At 70.5% G+C, this 17,932-nt stretch carries 14 protein-coding genes; 7 read left to right on the plus strand and 7 right to left on the minus strand.

The window, feature by feature from the left end:
* Nucleotides 1–8 precede the first annotated feature (8 nt).
* The 4 genes from OG219_RS31705 to OG219_RS31720 all read right to left on the minus strand — a co-directional run bounded on the left by OG219_RS31705 (nt 9) and on the right by OG219_RS31720 (nt 1,945).
* Nucleotides 9–278, minus strand: coding sequence for a hypothetical protein (locus tag OG219_RS31705; RefSeq protein ID WP_266832261.1), 270 nt, complete (start codon nt 276–278; stop codon nt 9–11).
* A 234-nt stretch (nt 279–512) separates the two neighbouring features.
* The gene (locus OG219_RS31710) at nt 513–740 is read right to left on the minus strand and encodes a DUF3107 domain-containing protein (RefSeq protein ID WP_028801993.1); all 228 of its coding nucleotides are present in this window, start codon (nt 738–740) and stop codon (nt 513–515) included.
* Nucleotides 741–898: 158 nt separating this feature from the next.
* Nucleotides 899–1,540 (minus strand): TetR/AcrR family transcriptional regulator, encoded by a 642-nt coding sequence (locus OG219_RS31715; RefSeq protein WP_266832263.1) that lies wholly within the window; start codon nt 1,538–1,540, stop codon nt 899–901.
* Between the two features lie 183 nt (nt 1,541–1,723).
* Nucleotides 1,724–1,945 carry a hypothetical protein gene (locus tag OG219_RS31720; protein ID WP_266832265.1) on the minus strand — a complete coding sequence of 74 codons (222 nt, stop codon included), beginning with the start codon at nt 1,943–1,945 and terminating at the stop codon, nt 1,724–1,726.
* Nucleotides 1,946–2,197: 252 nt separating this feature from the next.
* Between OG219_RS31720 and OG219_RS31725 the strand changes: the two genes are divergently transcribed.
* The 7 genes from OG219_RS31725 to moeZ all read left to right on the plus strand — a co-directional run bounded on the left by OG219_RS31725 (nt 2,198) and on the right by moeZ (nt 11,464).
* The gene (locus OG219_RS31725; RefSeq protein ID WP_266832267.1) at nt 2,198–3,193 is read left to right on the plus strand and encodes an alpha/beta fold hydrolase; all 996 of its coding nucleotides are present in this window, start codon (nt 2,198–2,200) and stop codon (nt 3,191–3,193) included.
* 8 nt (nt 3,194–3,201) lie between these two features.
* Entirely contained in the window at nt 3,202–4,809 is a 1,608-nt protein-coding gene (locus OG219_RS31730; RefSeq protein ID WP_266832269.1) for a DUF3152 domain-containing protein, read from the plus strand.
* 219 nt (nt 4,810–5,028) lie between these two features.
* Nucleotides 5,029–6,822, plus strand: coding sequence for a DUF3492 domain-containing protein (locus tag OG219_RS31735; protein ID WP_266832271.1), 1,794 nt, complete (start codon nt 5,029–5,031; stop codon nt 6,820–6,822).
* Complete coding sequence (locus OG219_RS31740; protein ID WP_266832273.1) at nt 6,822–8,264, plus strand: hypothetical protein; 1,443 nt, start codon at nt 6,822–6,824, stop codon at nt 8,262–8,264. Before OG219_RS31735 ends, OG219_RS31740 begins: the two co-directional genes overlap by 1 nt.
* Before the next feature lie 261 nt (nt 8,265–8,525).
* Nucleotides 8,526–9,485 carry an NAD(P)-dependent oxidoreductase gene (locus tag OG219_RS31745; protein WP_266832275.1) on the plus strand — a complete coding sequence of 320 codons (960 nt, stop codon included), beginning with the start codon at nt 8,526–8,528 and terminating at the stop codon, nt 9,483–9,485.
* Nucleotides 9,473–10,222: a spherulation-specific family 4 protein gene (locus OG219_RS31750; protein ID WP_266832277.1), complete on the plus strand. Its 750-nt coding sequence runs from the start codon at nt 9,473–9,475 to the stop codon at nt 10,220–10,222. The genes OG219_RS31745 and OG219_RS31750 overlap by 13 nt, the downstream gene beginning before the upstream one ends.
* A gap of 63 nt (nt 10,223–10,285) precedes the next feature.
* Entirely contained in the window at nt 10,286–11,464 is a 1,179-nt protein-coding gene (gene moeZ / locus OG219_RS31755; protein WP_266832279.1) for an adenylyltransferase/sulfurtransferase MoeZ, read from the plus strand.
* 134 nt (nt 11,465–11,598) lie between these two features.
* Here the strand turns inward: moeZ and OG219_RS31760 are convergent, their stop codons facing one another.
* From OG219_RS31760 to OG219_RS31770, 3 genes are all read right to left on the minus strand, one after another.
* A complete protein-coding gene (locus tag OG219_RS31760) occupies nt 11,599–13,152 on the minus strand; it encodes an alpha/beta hydrolase (protein WP_266832281.1) in 1,554 nt (517 codons plus the stop codon).
* Between the two features lie 115 nt (nt 13,153–13,267).
* The gene (locus OG219_RS31765) at nt 13,268–14,812 is read right to left on the minus strand and encodes an alpha/beta hydrolase (protein ID WP_266832283.1); all 1,545 of its coding nucleotides are present in this window, start codon (nt 14,810–14,812) and stop codon (nt 13,268–13,270) included.
* 133 nt (nt 14,813–14,945) lie between these two features.
* Entirely contained in the window at nt 14,946–17,771 is a 2,826-nt protein-coding gene (locus OG219_RS31770) for a lysylphosphatidylglycerol synthase domain-containing protein (RefSeq protein ID WP_266832285.1), read from the minus strand.
* Between the last annotated feature and the right edge of the window lie 161 nt (nt 17,772–17,932).

A 17,932-nucleotide genomic window follows, 5' to 3' on the forward strand; every position in this document is an offset into this window, starting at 1 on the left:
GCAGCGGGTTACGCCGTCGCCGAGCGGCGGCGAAATCCTTCCGCCGGGCGCAGCAGCAGGGACAGCGACGCCGTGGAGACGGCCACCGCGCCCAGGAGGATCACCAGCAGGTGGCCGGCGCCCAGCGCGGTGTGCGTCAGGAAGGCGCCGAACAGGGCTCCGGCGACGCCGGTCGGCAGGACCAGCGTGCGGCTCGGGAGGCGGTGCGGCAGGCGGTATGCGGCCGCCCATGCCAGTGCCAGACCGAGCATCGCGGAGCCGAGCGTTTCCAAGAGCATGGTGGGGGTCCCTCCCGCACGGCCGGTGCAATTCGGTCGTAGCCGGTCCTACCCCTGACGTGCGGAATACAACCCTCCTCTGTGGTGGATCTGTGCTCCATCTGTGGTGAAGATCTGAGTTGAGCGCGTTATCCGGCCACGTACGGGAGTGCGCGCGAGACCGCGCGGCGATCACGTACGAAAGGGGGCCCGGTGGCAGTGCCACCGGGCCCCCTTCTCGTCTGCTCGCCCGAACTACAGCGCGCTGAATCCCACCTTGCGCTGGGTGGGCTCGCCGAGCTCCACGTACGCGAGGCGGTCGGCCGGAACCAGGACCTTGCGGCCGTGGTCGTCCACGAGGCTCAGCAGCTGCGACTTGCCGGCCAGCGCTTCGGACACCGCGCGCTCGACCTCTTCCGGGGTCTGACCGCTCTCCAGAACGATCTCGCGGGGCGCGTGCTGCACGCCGATCTTGACCTCCACGACTTTGTCCCTCCGACGGTCAGTGATGTGCGCGTGTGTCCGCGCCGTACGCAGCACACATTAGCCCGGTGAGGGGACGTGCACGCTCCGCCCAAGAACGCCAGGAGCGAACAGTGGGCGGGAACAAATGAACGGCCGGTGGTGACCGGCGCGAACCCTCAGTGGTGATCCGTGCCGTGCAGCGGGAAGCCCGCGATGCCCCGCCAGGCCAGCGAGGCCAGCAGCTGGACCGCGTGTTCGCGCGGGACGCTGCGGTCGCTGTGCAGCCAGGACCGGGCCACCACCTGGGCCAGGCCGCCCAGGCCCGAGGCGAGGAGCATCGACTCGTCACGCGAAAGGCCGGTGTCCTCCGCGATGACCTCGCAGATCGCTTCCGCGCACTGGTGCGTGACCTTGTCCACCCGCTCGCGGACCGCGGGCTCGTTCGTCAGGTCGGACTCGAAGACCAGCCGGAAGGCGCCGCCGTCGTCCTCGACGTACGCGAAGTAGGCGTCCATCGTCGCCCGTACGCGCAGCTTGTTGTCCGTGGTGGACGCGAGTGCCGTCCGTACGGACTGGAGCAGGGACTCGCAGTGCTGGTCCAGCAGGGCGAGGTACAGGTCGAGCTTGCCCGGGAAGTGCTGGTAGAGGACCGGCTTGCTGACGCCCGCGCGCTCGGCGATGTCGTCCATGGCGGCCGAGTGGTATCCCTGCGCAACGAATACTTCCTGGGCGGCGCCGAGGAGCTGGTTGCGTCGGGCACGGCGCGGCAGGCGAGTGCCCCGCGGGCGTGCCGCCTCTGTCTGCTCGATGGCTGTCACGCCGCCTCCCAAAATTGTCCACATGCGGTGAGCGCCGCGCCGCCATCGTACTTTTCGGTAACCGTGGTGTGCGCGGTGCGAACGCACAATTTCACGTACCGGACGCCGGGCGAAAACGGAACAGATCGTGCCGAACGTGGGTGAAGTGGTCGCTTCGGTGGCGGCCGCGTCACCGGTGGGCCGTCACCGGTAGTCGTCCTCGTCGAGTTCTACGACTCTGGCCTGCTCGGCCAGGTCCCCTTCGTCCGCGTTGGCCGGGTCGCCGACCGCCGACGGGTCGTCCTCCTCCTGCGGTTCCAGGCCCTTGCGCTGTTCGGCCGCGTCGGCCTCGGGGGCCTCGGGGTTGAACTCCCCGGGTTCGTCGTCGTTCGCGAAGGTCTCGGGGTCTGCCGGGTCGACTGTCATGGTTCCTCTTCCCGAGTGGTGCGCGTGCGCCCCTTGTACGAGGTGCGCTCCTGGTGAGATTCGCTCCTCTACGAGATACGAGTGCCCTCGTCCGAGCCTAGGAGACACCCGATCCGGGCGCTATGCGATCTGTTCGCCATTCGCTCGCGATCCATGACGGCGAACGGATCTGAGACGCCCATTTGTGACGCCCAAGAGATCTGTGACGGCGAACACACGAACCATTGCGTGATCGTCTCGTAACATTGCCGCATGTCTTCGACCGAGCTGCCGTCCGTGCTGGCCACCACCGTCACACCGAAGGTGGGCGCCGTCAGGGTCGCTGCGGGGGAGCGGCTGCGGTCGGTGGGGCTGCCCGGGATCACGCTGACGGTGCGGTCGCGGCCGCCTGTGCGTGCGGGGCTGCCGCCCGCGTTGTACGTCCATGGCCTGGGCGGTTCCTCGCAGAACTGGTCGGCGCTGATGCCGCTGCTCGACGGGCTCGTGGACAGCGAGGCCCTCGATCTGCCGGGCTTCGGGGACTCGCCGCCACCGGACGACGGGGACTACTCGGTCACCGGGCACGCGCGCGCTGTCATCCGTTATCTCGACGCGTCCGGGCGCGGGCCCGTGCACCTCTTCGGGAACTCGCTCGGCGGAGCCGTCACCACGCGTGTCGCGGCCGTACGGCCCGATCTCGTCCGTACGCTCACGCTGGTCTCGCCCGCGCTGCCCGAACTCCGGGCGCAGCGCACCGCGTGGCCGACCGTGATGATCGCGCTGCCCGGGGTGGCGGGGCTGTTCACCAAACTCACCAAGGACTGGAGTGCCGAGCAGCGTGTACGCGGGGTTCTGGCGCTCTGTTACGGGGATCCCGGCATGGTGACTCCCGAGGGGTTCCACGAGGCGGTCGAGGAGATGGAGCGGCGGCTCGCCCTCCCGTACTTCTGGGACGCCATGGCGCGGTCGGCGCGCGGCGTCGTGAACGCGTACACGCTGGGCGGCCAGCACGGGCTGTGGCGCCAGGCCGAGCGGGTGCTCGCGCCGACGCTCCTCGTCTACGGCGGCCGCGACCAGCTCGTCGCCTACCGCATGGCCCAGCGTGCGGCCCGCACCTTCCGTGACTCCCGGCTGCTGACGCTGCCGGACGCGGGGCATGTCGCGATGATGGAATACCCGGACACTGTGGCCACTGCCTTCCGCGAACTCCTCGCGGACTCGGGCGAGTTGACGCCACCGTCCGCTGCTTCCGCCGGTGCGGGGAGCTGAGGCGGGGCGTGGGACGTCATAGCCGTCGGGGGCGGGCCGACAAGGTCGAGAAGGTCGAGAAAGCCGCCAAGGTCGACACGAATGTCGACAAGAGGGATCCGTCCGAGCTGGCTGCGGTGCCGGTACCCGGGGCGGGAGCGGGTTCGCCGCAGGGCGTGGGCCGGGGGTCCGGTCCGGCTGCCGTGCCGGGCGCGCTGAGGCCGATGCCTCCGAGGGGTGGGATGCCGGGGCGCGGGGGTCCGCGTTTCGCGGATGGGACTCCGGCGCATGGGGTGCCGCGGTTCGCGGACGGGACTCCGGCACACGGTGTGCCTCGATTCGCGGACGGGACGCCCGCGCATGGGGTGCCGCGCTTTCCGGACGGGACTCCTGCGCACGGGGTGCCGCGGTACCCGGACGGGACTCCGGCACACGGTGTCCCCCGTTTTCCCGACGGGACGCCCGCGCACGGCGTACCTCAGGTGCGTGGTGGTCATCCCGAGCAGCGTGAATCCGGTGGTGCCTGGGGGCAGTCGAGGGGTGGTGCTCCGCAAGGTGGTCCCCAGGGCGGTCCCCAAGGTGCGTTGGCAGGCGCTCCGGCCGGGCATCCCGGGCCTCGGATACCGGCGCAGCGCCAGACGTCCGTGCCGGGGCCCCGGCAGACCTACGTCGACGCTTTCGGTGGCGGCCTTGATGAGGAGGATGACGTCTTCGCGCCCCGCACCACCACCCCGCACGGCAGCGACCCCTATGCCTCCGTCACCGACTGGGACACGGACGCCGACGAGAAGCCACTGCCGGACATCGAGGAGCCGGAAAAGGGCAAGGGCGGCAAGGGACGGGCGTTCACCGGGATCGCCGCGGCCGCCGTCACCACCGTGCTCGCCGTCGTCGTGGCCGGGCAGGTGGCCACCGGGCGGGAGGACAACGCGGGCCAGGACACCGGCGTACGCGCGCAGTCCACCGCCGGCGGCGACCGTGGCGCCCTCGGTGCCTCGGGGGCGGCGTCCCCGTCGGTGACACCGAGCGCGAAGACGCTGACGTACGACGAGAAGATGGGCAAGAAGTACGCGCTCGGCGCGACGCTCGAGGGATCGGGGGAGTTCGACGCGGTCCTCGGGCTCGACAAGGCGCCCGGCAAGGGGCAGAAGTTCACCTATCGCGTCGACGTGGAACAGGGGCTCGGTCTCGACGCCGCGCTTTTCGCGCAGGCCGTGCAGAAAACCCTGAACGACGACCGGAGTTGGGCCCACAACGGCGGGCGTACCTTCGAGCGGATCTCCTCCGGGAAGCCCGACTTCGTGATCACTCTGGCGAGCCCGGGCACCACCGCCGAATGGTGCGCCAAGTCCGGCCTCGACACGACCGAGGACAATGTGTCCTGCGACTCGGCGTCGACCGAGCGCGTCATGATCAACGCGTATCGCTGGGCGCAGGGCTCCGAGACCTACGGCGACAAAATGCAGGCGTACCGGCAGATGCTGATCAATCACGAGGTCGGTCACCGGCTCGGCTACAGCCACGTCACCTGCGACAAGGACGGCGAACTCGCCCCCGTCATGCAGCAGCAGACCAAATTCCTCGACCACGACGGGATCCACTGCAAGGCCAACCCCTGGCCGTATCCCGGGAGTTGACCGAGGTTCCGGCGAGGCCCGCGAGGCAACGAAACGTAACTGCTTGATCCCGTAGCGCGATCGAACGCGGTCTGCGCGGGAAAGTTACGACCGTTCACCCCTTTTGGTGGTGCGATGGACAACCGTCCGTCGCACCACCGCCATGTCCGCATACGTTCGTCCCGCTGCGAGCCGCCGGGTCAACGGCGGCTCCCCACAAGGGAGATCGGGGGTGCACTCGTGCGCATCGGACTGCTTACGGAGGGTGGCTATCCGTATGTGAGCGGTGACGCCAGGCTCTGGTGCGACCGGCTCGTACGCGGGCTCGGGCAGCACGAGTTCGACATCTACGCGCTCAGCCGCAGCGAGCGCCAGGAGGACGAGGGCTGGATCCAGCTGCCGCCGCAGGTCAGCCGGGTGCGGACGGCGCCGCTCTGGATGGCTGAGGACGACGGCGTGGTGTACGGGCGGCGGGCGCGGCGGCGGTTCGCGGAGGCGTACGGGGAGTTGGCCGCGGCGGTGTGTGAGGGGCCGGGCTCGGGAGCGGCGGCCGTCGACGCGGGGTCGTCCGGTGACGCGGGGGCTGTTCGCGGCTCGGCGTCTTCCGGCGGCGCGGGCGTTGGTGCTGTGGGCGTTTCCGGCGGAGTCGAGGCGGACCGTTTCGGCAGCGCCCTCTACGAGCTCGCGGAACTCGCTCGCGACGAGGGTGGACTGATCGGGGCGCTTCGCTCCGAGGGCGCCGTGCGCGCGCTGGAGCGTGCGTGTCGTGCGCCCGGCGCACTCCGTACGGCGCGCGCCGCTCGTGTGCCCGATCTGCTGGCGGTCGCCGCCCACTTCGAGCGGGCGCTGCGCCCCCTGTCCCTCGACTGGTACGAGGGCGACGGGCTCGACTCGGTCGACCTGTGCCACGCGACGGCCGGCGGTACGGCGGCCCTTCCCGGCCTCCTCGCACGGCACTTCTCCGGAGTGCCCCTGCTCGTCACCGAGTACGGCGTGCCGCTACGGGCGCACTACCTCGCGTCCGCCTCCGTCGGGGACGCCCCCGCGGCACGGGCGCTGCTCGCCGCGTTCCACGGCAGGCTCACCAGCGAGGTGTACCGCGCGGCCGCTCTCATCACGCCCGGCAACACGCACGCCCGCCGCTGGCAGGAGCGGTGCGGCGCCGACCGCGCCAAACTGCGCACCGTCTACCCCGGCATGGAGGCCTCCCGCTTCGCGGAGGTGGGGGAGGGCGCGGAGGCCTCGGGGTGCGCGGACCCGGACACCCTGGTGTGGGTCGGCCGCATCGAACCCGCCAAGGACCTGATCTCCCTGCTGCACTCCTTCGCGGAGATCCGCAAGGAGGAGCCGAAGACTCGGCTGCGGATCGTCGGAGCACCCGCCGACGGACCGGCCGGTGCGACCTACCTGGCCCACTGCAAGGCCCTGGCCGCGCAGCTCTTCCCCGACGAGGCGGAGGGCGTGCACGCGGTCGGCGACAACCCGGTGTCCTTCGAGGAGATCGGCGGCCCGGAGGTCCCGGGCCTCCCGGAGGCCTACGCCTCCGGGGCCGTGATCGTCCTGTCCAGTGTGGTGGAAGGCTTTCCGATCAGCCTCGTTGAGGCCATGTTCTGCGGTCGCGCCACGGTGTCCACGGACGTGGGCGCGGTCGTCGAGGTCATCGGCGGTACGGGGCTCGTGGTGCCGCCGCGCAATCCGCGGGCTCTCGCCGAGGCGTGCGTGGCGCTGCTGCGCGCCCCCGAGCGCCGTGAGCGCCTCGGAGCGGCCGCCCGCGCACGCGCCCTCGAACTCTTCACCGTCGAACAGAACATCGCAGCATTTCACGGCATTTACCTGGAGATCGTCTCGCACTCCCCGGAACGACGCGTGCTCGTCGACGAGGCGGGTGAGCCGCTCCCCTTCGGCGTCCCCGCGGAGGCGCACGTGCCCGGCCGCTGGACCGAGGCCCGCCTGATGCCCACGGGCCGCCCGCACTGGGCGGCGGGCTCACCGGTGCGCGCGACGGTTCCCGTCCCCGCCGGGGAGGGCGCGTGATGAACGAACTCGGAGAACTGGACCGGCCGGGGCGCCCGAGCAGCCCCGGTGCCTGGGACGCGCGGTCGGAGGAGTGGCTTGTGACGGGGGTTGGCGAAATGGACGTACGGGTTGACGGGGATGAACGGGTCGACGGGGACGAGGGGGAGTCGGCGGCGGAGGCGGAGGCGACCGACGGGTTCGAGTCTGGGACTGGGTCCGGATTCGGGTTCGGGTTCGGTTCCGGTGAGGCATTGCGCGAGGGTGCGGACGGCGCACGCGCGGGTGTAGGGGGAGTGCGCGAGGGTACTGGTGCGGCGAGTGAGCCTGTTGAGGGGGCCCCTGAGGCGCCTGGCGGGGCGCGCGATGGTCTGGGTGGCGCCCCGCGCAGATCCAGCAGCCGACGCGGCGCCGCGGACCCGGTGAAAGCCCTGATGCACCGACACCGTGACCTTTGTGAGAGGGCCGTGGACCCGCTGGAGATCGCGGCGGGCCTTGAGGCGCACGGGGTGACCGACCGGACCGCCGCGCGGTTCCGGCATCGGGACGTGTTCGCGCTCGCCGAGGAGATGTACGCGCGCGTGTCCCGTGACGGGGAGCCCGCGCCGCGTCCCGCGCCCCCTGGACGCCCAGGCGTGCGCCCCGATTGGGCGGCGCTCGCCCTGCTGCCGGGCGCCCTGTGCGCGGCGACCGTGATCGGGCTGCGGCTCACCGAAGGGCAGCCGCGCCTGGCCGTCGCCACGGTCGGCGCCCTCGCCGTGGCGCTCGGCCTGCGCGTCGCCCTCCGCCGCGGCCCCCTGAGCGTCACTCACTACACGACGGGCGCCACGCGCGCGTGGACGTGCTGGCTGATCGCGTACGCCCTCCTCGGCGACGGACTGCTGAGCGCCGGTGTCGATGGCGGCCCGGACGGCCCCTGGCCCCTGGCCACCGCACCGGTCCTCGCCCTCGCCCTGGCCTGCGCCCCGGCGGCCTGGTGCGCCCACCTCTTCGTCGTACGCGCCCGTCGCAGGCTGACCGCCAGCCGCGGTCTTGAGGAGTTCGCCGCCTCCGTACAGCCCCTGCTCCTCGGGATGTTCGGGCTCTACCTGTGCGCCCTCGGCGGGCTGCTCGCGCTGTGCGGGGCGGTGCTCGGAGAGCCCAGCGCGTACGCCGGAGCAGGTGCCCTCGGCGCGCTGCTCCTGCTCGCCCGGATGCTCGCGGCACGCGGCTTCAACCACGCCCCGGCCGTCGTCCTCGCCACCGCGGGGGCGGCCGAGGCGACCTCCCTGGCCACGGTCTTCGCGGGCCGCCTCCCTGGCTGCGCGTTCCTGTCCGCGCCAGTCGAGACCGTCGTCGGCGCCTGGGGACCGGGCGCCGTCCCCGCCTTGGTGTGCGGCGCGGCCACCCTCGTCCTCCTGATCCACTCCACCCGCATGCTGACCCGGGCCTCGGCCCATGCCCTGCCTTGTGGGGCGGCATGAGCCGCCGGCAGGGCGGCGAGCGTCCTGCCGGAGCCCCGGCCCACCGCAATCGATGCCGTGCGCCGCGACCCGAAACCTGGCTCATGGTGTCCGCCACCTCCCTGAGCCGCGCCCGGCGGCCTGGGGTCGTCCCCCGTCCCGGGCACATCGCTCCCGCGGGGCCGACACCGCGGGCCCTCTCCCCGACCCACGGCACCACCTCGAAGGAGAACGCCAGATGATCACCTCCCGAACCGGAGAATCCGCCCCGGGAGCCGCCCGATGAGGGTCCTGCTGATCGGAGCCAACGGATACCTCGGCCGCTTCGTCGCCGACAGGCTGCTCGCCGACCCGGCCGTGCAGCTCACCGCGCTCGGCCGTGGCGACGACGCCGACGTACGGTTCGACCTCGCGTCGGGCAGCCCGGGCGCGCTCACCCGCTTCCTGGACGCCGTGCACCCCGGAGTCGTCGTCAACTGCGCCGGCGCCACCCGGGGCGGCGCCCGCGAACTCACCCGGCACAACACCGTCGCCGTCGCCACCGTCTGCGAGGCCCTCCGTCGCAGCGGCTGTGGGGCACGACTCGTGCAGGTCGGCTGCGGCGCCGAGTACGGCCCCAGCCAGCCCGGCTCCTCCACGGCCGAGGACGCGGTGCCCCGCCCGGGTGGCCCCTACGGCGTGAGCAAGCTCGCCGCCACCGAACTCGTCCTCGGGTCCGGCCTGGACGCCGTCGTGCTCCGGGTGTTCTCACCGGCGGGGCCTGGCACCCCGGCCGGATCCCCGCTCGGCCGCCTCGCCGAGGCCCTGCGCCGCGCGATGCAGTCCGGCGACGGCGAACTCAAGCTCGGCGGACTCGGCGTCCAACGCGACTTCATCGACGTACGCGATGTCGCCCGCGCCGTCCATGCCGCCTCGCTCTCCGCCGCCCAGGGAGTCATCAACATCGGCTCGGGCCGAGCCGTGCGGCTCCGTGACGCCGCCGCCGTCCTCGCCCGCGTCGCCGGCTACGGCGGCGCGCTGCACGAACTCGACGGACCTCTCAGCCCAGTCAGGCCATCCATCGGCCACCCGCGAACCGAACCAGACCACGCGGCCCCGGTCGCGTACCCCTATCCGGACGGCTGCGGCAGCTGGCAGCAGGCCGACGTGCGCACCGCACGCGACCGGCTCGGCTGGCGGCCCCGGATCAACCTCGAGGAATCCCTCGCCGACATCTGGATGGAGGCGGCATGCCGTATCTGACCAGCACCGCAACGGGCACCGCGAGCACGGACTTAGGCCTCGGCTTCGGCATCCCCGGCTATGCACACCCCCTCGTCGCTCCGGTGGAGTGGGGCGAACTCACCCGCCCCGGCACCCCCTTGCACTGGGTCGTCCTGAACGTGGACAACGGTCCCGGCAGCCGTCCCGACCCGCACTGCCTGGAGGCGGCCGGGCGACTGCGCAACTCCGGCGTGCGCGTCCTCGGACACCTGGACGTCACGTACGGCGCACGCACCTTCGGTGAGCTGCTCTCCGACGCGCAGCGGTATCTCGACTGGTACCGGTGTGACGGATTCCTCCTGGACCGCTGCCCCACCGAGCGCGCCGCGCTCCCCGAGGTCCGCCGCACGGTCACCACACTCCGTGCGCTCCTCGACGGCGCGCACATCGTGCTGGGCCACGGCAGCCACCCGTACCCCGGATATGCCGAGAACGCCGACCAGTTGGTGACCTTCTCCGGCCCCTGGAGCGACTACCGATGGTCGCAGGTCGCCGAGTGGACCGCCGACTATCCGACCGAGCGCTTCTGCCACTTCGTGCACGGCGTACCGCGCGGCCATCTCGACGAGGCGCTGCGCATCGCCCGCTGGCAGGGTGCCTCGACGATCTACTTCACCGACCGCACGGACCGTGGCGGCCGCGCCGACCCCTGGGAGACCATGCCCGGCTACTGGGACGAGATCGTCTCGCGGATCGGAACGGGTGTCTCGGAATGAAGAAGGGCGTGGCAGTGTTACGGGGAGAACAACTGTAGTGATTGACCGACCAACGGAGTCCCCGTGTCGCTGCCACCCCTGGTCGAGCCCGCATCTGAGCTCACCGTAGACGAGGTTCGCAGGTACTCCCGCCACCTGATCATCCCCGATGTGGGCATGGACGGGCAGAAGCGGCTGAAGAACGCCAAGGTGCTCTGTGTGGGCGCCGGCGGCCTCGGATCGCCGGCGCTGATGTACCTGGCCGCCGCAGGCGTGGGCACCCTCGGCATCGTGGAGTTCGACGAGGTCGACGAGTCGAACCTGCAGCGTCAGATCATCCACAGCCAGGCGGACATCGGCCGCTCCAAGGCCGAGTCGGCCCGCGACTCCGTCCTCGGCATCAACCCGTACGTGAACGTGATCCTTCACGAAGAGCGGCTCGAAGCCGAGAACGTGATGGACATCTTCCGCGACTACGACCTGATCGTCGACGGCACGGACAACTTCGCGACCCGCTACCTGGTCAACGACGCGGCCGTGCTCCTCAACAAGCCGTACGTGTGGGGTTCGATCTACCGCTTCGACGGCCAGGCCTCTGTCTTCTGGGCCGAGCATGGCCCCTGCTACCGCTGCCTCTACCCGGAGCCCCCGCCGCCCGGCATGGTTCCCTCCTGCGCCGAGGGCGGCGTCCTGGGTGTGCTGTGCGCGTCCATCGGCTCCATCCAGGTCAACGAGGCGATCAAGCTCCTCGCGGGCATCGGTGAGCCGCTGCTCGGCCGCCTGATGATCTACGACGCCCTGGAGATGCAATACCGCCAGGTCAAGGTCCGCAAGGACCCGAACTGCGCGGTCTGCGGTGAGAACCCGACCGTCACCGAGCTCATCGACTACGAGGCCTTCTGCGGCGTCGTGTCCGAGGAGGCACAGGAGGCGGCCGCCGGCTCGACGATCACTCCCAAGCAGCTCAAGGAGTGGATCGACGACGGCGAGAACATCGAGATCATCGACGTCCGCGAGATCAACGAGTACGAGATCGTCTCGATCCCCGGTGCCAAGCTGATCCCGAAGAACGAGTTCCTCATGGGCACCGCCCTGGAGACCCTCCCGCAGGACAAGAAGATCGTCCTGCACTGCAAGACGGGTGTCCGCAGTGCGGAAGTCCTCGCGGTCCTGAAGTCCGCGGGCTTCGCGGACGCGGTGCACGTCGGCGGCGGCGTGATCGGCTGGGTCCACCAGATCGAGCCGGACAAGCCGGTGTACTGACCGATGTACCGGCCGGTGTACTGACCGATGTACCGGCCGACGTACTGGCCGGTGCATCGGCCGATGCACTGAGCAGTTGCTCTTCCGATGGCGGGGGTTCCGGGCACCGAGGGTGCCCGGAACCCCCGCCATCGTCATGAACAGACCTTGCCGTCCTTCGGTACCGTCCCGTTCAGCAGATAGCCGTTCACCGTGGAGTCGACGCAGTCGCTCCCACTCCCGTACGCGCCATGGCCCTCGCCCTTCCAGGTGAGCTCCACTCCGACGCCCTTGCCCAGTTCGTCGGCCATCTTGCGGGCGCCCTCGTACGGCGTCGCCGGGTCCCCGGTGTTGCCGACGACCAGGACGGGGTCGGCTCCTGGCGCGCTGACCTCCGGGTTGTCGTACTGACCGGCCACCGGCCAGTCGTGGCACCAGCCGGCCGTGTCCCAGCCCAGGAAGTCGCCGAAGACGGGCGAGATCTTCTCGAACTCGGTCAGCCGCTTCTTCGTCTCCTCGGGAGTCGGCCGCTGCTTGTCGTCCAAGCACGATATGACCCGTTGCGAATGGGTCGTCGTGCCGTAGTTCCCTGAGGAGTCACGGTCGTTGTAGCCGTCGGCGAGGGCCAGCAGCTCCGAACCGTCCCCGTCCTCGGCCGCGTTCAGAGCGCTGGTCAACGTCGGCCAGCCCTGCTCGCTGTAGAGCGGCAGGACGATCCCGGTGAGCGCCAGCGACTGCGTGAGCTCGCGTCCGGAAGAGGTCGGCAACGGATTCGCGTCGATCCGGTCCAGCAGGTCCGCGATCTTCTGGGAACCCTGCTTGGGGTCCTGGCCCGTGGACGTGAGGTAGTTGTCCAGGGCGCGTTGGAAGCCCAGGGTCTGGTTCTTGGCGTGGCCCACCGTGTCGGCGCTCGGGTCGACGACGGCGTCCAGCACCAGGCGTCCCACGTTCTTCGGGAACAGGTGTGCGTACACACCGCCGAGTTCGGTGCCGTACGAGATGCCGAAGTAGTGCATCTTCTGGTCGCCGAGGACCTGGCGCATCAGGTCCATGTCGCGGGCCGTGTCGGTCGTCGAGACGTGCGACAGCAGCTTGCCCGCGGCCTTCTCGCAGCCCTTCCCGAAGTCGGCGGCGTCCTCGAAGTACGCCGTCTCCTCAGCCGCGTCGTCCGGTGTGGCGTCCACCGACTCGGCCGCCTGGATCTCCTTGTCACTGCGGCACCGCACGCCTTCACTGGCGGCGACCCCGCGCGGGTCCCAGCTCACCAGGTCGTACCGCTCGTGGAGCTGGCCGACGACACTCTCGTACGAAGGCATCGTGGAGACGCCCGACCCGCCGGGGCCACCGAAGTTGAACAGGAGCGAGCCGATGCGGTCGCTCTGGTCCCCGCTCGCCTTCGAGCGGATCAGAGCGAGGCCGATCGTCTCGCCGTCGGGTTTCGCGTAGTCCAGCGGCACCTTGAGCGTCGCGCACTGCCAGTCGCTGTCCGGCGCGGGAGAGTCCGAAGTGGCCTTGCAGCGGCCCCAGTCGAGCTTCTGTGCGGTGAGTGAGGCGGGCAGCCCCGACGGCGTGGCGGAAGAAGGAGCGGCGGCCGACGGGCTGTCGCTGTTCTTTCCCTCGTTCTCGTCGTCGCCGGACGAGCCTCCGCCGCAGCCGGCCACCAGCAACGCGGCGGCGGTCGCGGCCGTCCACCGTGCGAATCGCGTCATGAGCTTCCCCCCTCGCCATGATCCGCCGGAAGTCGCGGATCACATGCAGGCAATATTAGGCGCCCACGGGCCCCGACCGTCGCGGCCTGTGGATAACCGTTTGACCTGCGGCTTTCTAGGAGCAGACGGTTCCGGCCGGTGGGACGGTCCCCTCCAGCAGATAGCCGTTCACCGCGTCCTGCACGCACTTGTTCCCGCTGTCGTACGAGCCGTGCCCCTGGCCCTTGTACGTCAGCTCGACACCGACTCCCTTGCCCAGCGCGTCCACCATCTTCTTCGCTCCCTCGTACGGCGTCGCCGGGTCGCCGGTGTTGCCGACCACGAGGATGGGCGCCGCGCCGGAAGCGCTCACGTCGGGGTGGTCGGCGGCACCCGCCACCGGCCAGTCGGTGCAGCTGACCATGCCCCAGGCCAGATAGTCGCCGAACAAGGGCGAGGCGGTCCGGAACTCCGGAAGCTTCGATTCCACATAGTCGGAGGTGTAACGCGGCTTGTCGTCCGCGCAGTTGATGGAGATGTTCGCCGCGGTGATGTTGCTGTACTGCCCGTTCTGGTTGCGCCCGTTCATCGAGTCCGACAGCAGCATCAGCACCTTGCCGTCGCCTGCGTACGCCTGTTCAAGTCCCTCCGTCAGGTACTCCCAGAAGTCCTTCGAGTACAGGGCCTGCGCGATGCCGTTGGTCGCGGCGGTCTGGGTGAGCTGCCGCGGGAAGACGCCGGGGATCGGCTTGCTGTCGAGGTCGGCGAGCAGCTTCGCGATGCGGTCCTTGACGTCCTGCGCGGTGTCGCCGATGGGGCAGTCCTCGGTCTTCGAGGTGCAGTCGTCGGCGAAGTTGTCGAGCGCGAGCTGGAAGCCCTCGGCCTGCCCGAGAGAGCCCTGTTCCGAGGTCTGCGTCGGGTCGACGACCGCGTCGAAGACGGCACGTCCCACGTTCTTGGGGAACAAGTGTGCGTAGACGCCGCCGAGTTCGGTGCCGTACGAGATGCCGAAGTAGTGCAGCTTGTCGTCGCCGAGGACCTGACGCATCAGGTCCATGTCGCGGGCCGCGTCGGTGGTCCGCAGGTGCGGGAGGGTCTTGCCGGAGTTCTTCTCACAGGCCGCGTTGAACGCCTTGGTGTTGTCCAGCAGTTCCTTCTGCTCGGCGCCGTCGTCCGGGGTGGCGTCCTGCTGGAAGTACTCGTCGAGCTGGTCGTCGCTCTCGCATTCCACGCCGGCGCTGCGGCCGACCCCGCGCGGGTCGAAGCTCACCAGGTCGTAGCGGGTGCGCAGTTTCGCGTAGTCCTCGCCGAAGGCGGGCAACGTGGTGACGCCGGAGCCGCCGGGACCCCCGAAGTTGAAGACGAGCGAGCCGATGCGCTTGCTCTGGTCGCCGCTCGTCGTGGCCCGGATCAGCGCGAGCCCGATCGTGTCGCCCTTGGGATCGGCCCAGTCGAGGGGGGCTTTCAAGGTGGCGCACTGCCACTTCGTACCGCCCGGCAGAGGCGAGGGAGAATCCCCGCCGCCCTCGGACTCGGACGGTGCCGGGCAATCCTTCCAGCTCAGCTTCTGGGCCGTCAGATCCTCGTCCTTGGAGTCATCGCTGCAGCCCGTCATCAAGGAGGACAACAGGACGGCGGCGACGGTCAAGGCAGCGGCGCGCAGCAGGGGAGGGTTCGGCATGTCCCCATCCTGCGGTCGTGCGGGGCGGGACGCTCGGGGCACGAGCCGTGTGGGTGAGGACGCGCTGTGTCGCGTACGAGATGGCCCCTACGGTGCGCCGTGCCGCTGTGCGAGAGGGCCCCGCGTGCCCGGGCTAGAGCGCGCCCTTGCGCGTCAGATGGTTGAAGAACAGCCACCCCGGGAGCACCGGAATCCACAGTGTCAGCAGCCGGTACAGGAGCACGGCGGGCGCCGCGACCTCCTTCGGGAGGCCTACGGCGATCAGGCCGACCGTGAGGGTCGCCTCGACCGCGCCGACGCCGCCGGGGGTCGGCGCCGCCGAGCCGAGCGCGTTGCCGGCGAGGAAGACGACGGCGACGCTGGCGAGGCTGAGGGTGTGGGTCTCCTCATGGCCGAACGCACGGATCGACGCGTCCAGGCACATCACGAAGCAGGCGGTGAGGAGCAGCATGCCGCCGATACCGGTGATCAGCTTCTGCGGCCGCTGGAGCACGTCGAGCATGCGCGGCACGACGCCCGCGAACAGCGACCTCACGCGCGTGGAGACGAATTTGCGCAGGAACGGCACCGACGTCACCACGAGGACCAGTACGGCGACGGTGAGCAGACCCGCGATGACCGTGCGGGACGGCGACAGGGAAGGTGTCTTCTCGGTGCCGGTCAGGTAGCCGAAGGAGAGCAGCATCAGGATGTGGCAGCCGAGGCCGAACAGCTGCGAGGCGCCGACGCTGGCCACCGCGAGCCCCGGCCGCACCCCGGAGCGCTGCAGGAAGCGCGTGTTCAGGGCCACACCGCCGACCGCGGCGGGTGCCACGATCTTCACGAACGAGCCCGCCACCTGCGCCGCCACGGTGCGCAGGAACGGCACCCGCTCGGGCACGAAGCCGAGCAGGCTCATCGCCGCCGCGAAGTAGCTCAGCGCCGAGAACAGCACCGCCGCGGCGACCCAGCCCCACTCTGCGTCGTCGAAGAGGGTGCCGAATTCGATGTGGGTGAGCTGCGTCAGCAGGAAGTACGCGCCGATCGCGCCGGCGATGAAACTGAGCAGCGTGCGCGGCCTGACGCGCTCCAGGCGGACCGGTTCGACCGGTGCCTGTGGCCTGATCAGCAGCACCTGGTGGCGGATCTGGGTGAGCAGATCCTCCTCGCGCGCCTCGTCCAGCGCCTCGTCGATCGCCCGCTTCTCGGCCCGCTGCTCCGCGCGTACGGACTTCTTGGCGGGCTTTTCCAGTACGGGAGTGGTGTCTTCCTTGGCCTCCTCGGCGCGGGCGAGCCGGTCCTGCCGGGAAGCCTCCAGGACCGCCTCGCGCTCGCGCTGTGCGCGCTCCCGGGCGAGCTTTCGCAACGTCGCGCGCGTGGCGCGCGTCAGCGCGATGGGCTGGAGCATCGGCAGACAGTCGGCGACCGTGTCCGGGCCGAGTACCCCGACCGCCGAGGCCACCGCGCGTTCGGCGCCCACGCGAAGCCCCAGCGTGGTGACCAGCTGGGCGATGTCCATGCGCAGCAACAGGTCGCCGGCGGCGATCTCGCCGCCGCGCAGATCGGTGAGGATCACCGTGCCGGAACGATCCACCAGAATCGCGTCACCGGCGAGCCTGCGGTGCGCGATGCGCCGGGACTGCAGGGCCTGCACCTGATGCCAGGTGTCGCGCAGGAGATCGTCGGTGATGAGCTCGTCGGGCAGCGAGTCGAGGGTGTGGCCACCGGTGTGCTCGTAGACGAGCATCACGGCGTCCGGACCCAGTTCCGAGGTCGCGATCAGCTTGGGCGCGTTGGCCCCGGCCGCGATGGCCGCGTACGCGAGCAGCGCTTCCTGCTCAAGGGCCTGGCGCAGTGACTGGAGGCTCCGGCGTGTGGTGATGCCGCGCAGCGTGAGGCGACGCCACGCGCGGTAGAAGAAGCCCTGCGCCTGCTGCTCACGGTCGACCACCGTGACATCCAGCGGTGGGCCGTCCTCCAGGGTGACGAAATAGCGTCTGCCCCGGTCGCCGCTCTCCGTGGCCTCCGGCGCCTCCTCACGGGCCGCCGTCACCGGGTGGAAGCCGACGTGCCGCAGGCCCGCCATCAGGGTCCGCCCGGTGGGGCGCACGTTCGGCGAGCCGACCGCGTACAGCGTCCCGTACGCGACGGTCCAGCCGATCAGCACGGTCAGGATGATCGAGAACGGCGTCGTATAGCCGGTGACCAGCATCGAGAACGCGTCGAGGAGCAGCACCACCCACAGCACCGCGCGCCAGCGCGGTCTGCGGGACATGCCGACGGCCGTCATGTACGCGATGACCGGAGCGAGATAGCCGTGCACCGGGTCGGTGAGCGCGTGGATGTCGCCCGGTGATGGCTGGGTGAGTGCTTCCTGGATCGAGTTCGGGGCGGCCTGCGCGACCCACAGGTCGGTGGCGAGTGTCACTCCGTGTGCGAGGACCGCGGCGAGGACGCCGTCGGCGATGCGCAGCCCGTCCCGTTTGATCAGCCGCTCGATCGCGAAAGCGACCGGCACGAGGAGGATCGCGATACTCGACGCCAGACCCGCGATCTTGATCAGCAGATCGGGTGCCTGGCCTGTGCCCTTGTTGATGTCCTGTTCGAGCCCCGATGTGGTGCCGTGCGCGAACGCGGCGATGGCGAGCAGCACGGCGATCGCGAGGATCCCGACCAGGAGGCGCATCAGGTCGGACGGGCGGTGCACGCGCGCGGGGAGCAGCGGTTCGTCGCCCTCGACCTCGTCGTTGTGGACCTCGTCCGGGCAGTCGGTTCCCCGCTCGACCTGCAGTTTCTCGTTTTCGTACGTCTTAGGGGTGCGCTCGTCGTCCGTCGTGGTCGTGGGCTCTTCACCGGCCGTGGAGGTGGGCTCCGCCGTCTCCTCGCCGGTGTCCTTCTCGTCGGTCCCGACGGTGTCCGGGCGCGACGAGGCCGCGGAGGTGCTCTCCGCGTTTTCGGGGTGCACGCCCTGCTGCCTCATCGACTCTTCTTGATCTCGTATCACCGGTCACCGCCCGCACGATGGTGGCATGCCCCACCGACACACGGGGGCATCAGGGTGCAAATGCGGGGGCGCACAGTCTGCCCCACGCGCCGCCGTGGTGCGAGGGCTACCCGCGGTGGTCACCCCGTCACGTTGTC

The sequence above is a fragment of the Streptomyces sp. NBC_00038 genome (assembly GCF_026343635.1).
Classification (GTDB): Bacteria; Actinomycetota; Actinomycetes; order Streptomycetales; family Streptomycetaceae; genus Streptomyces.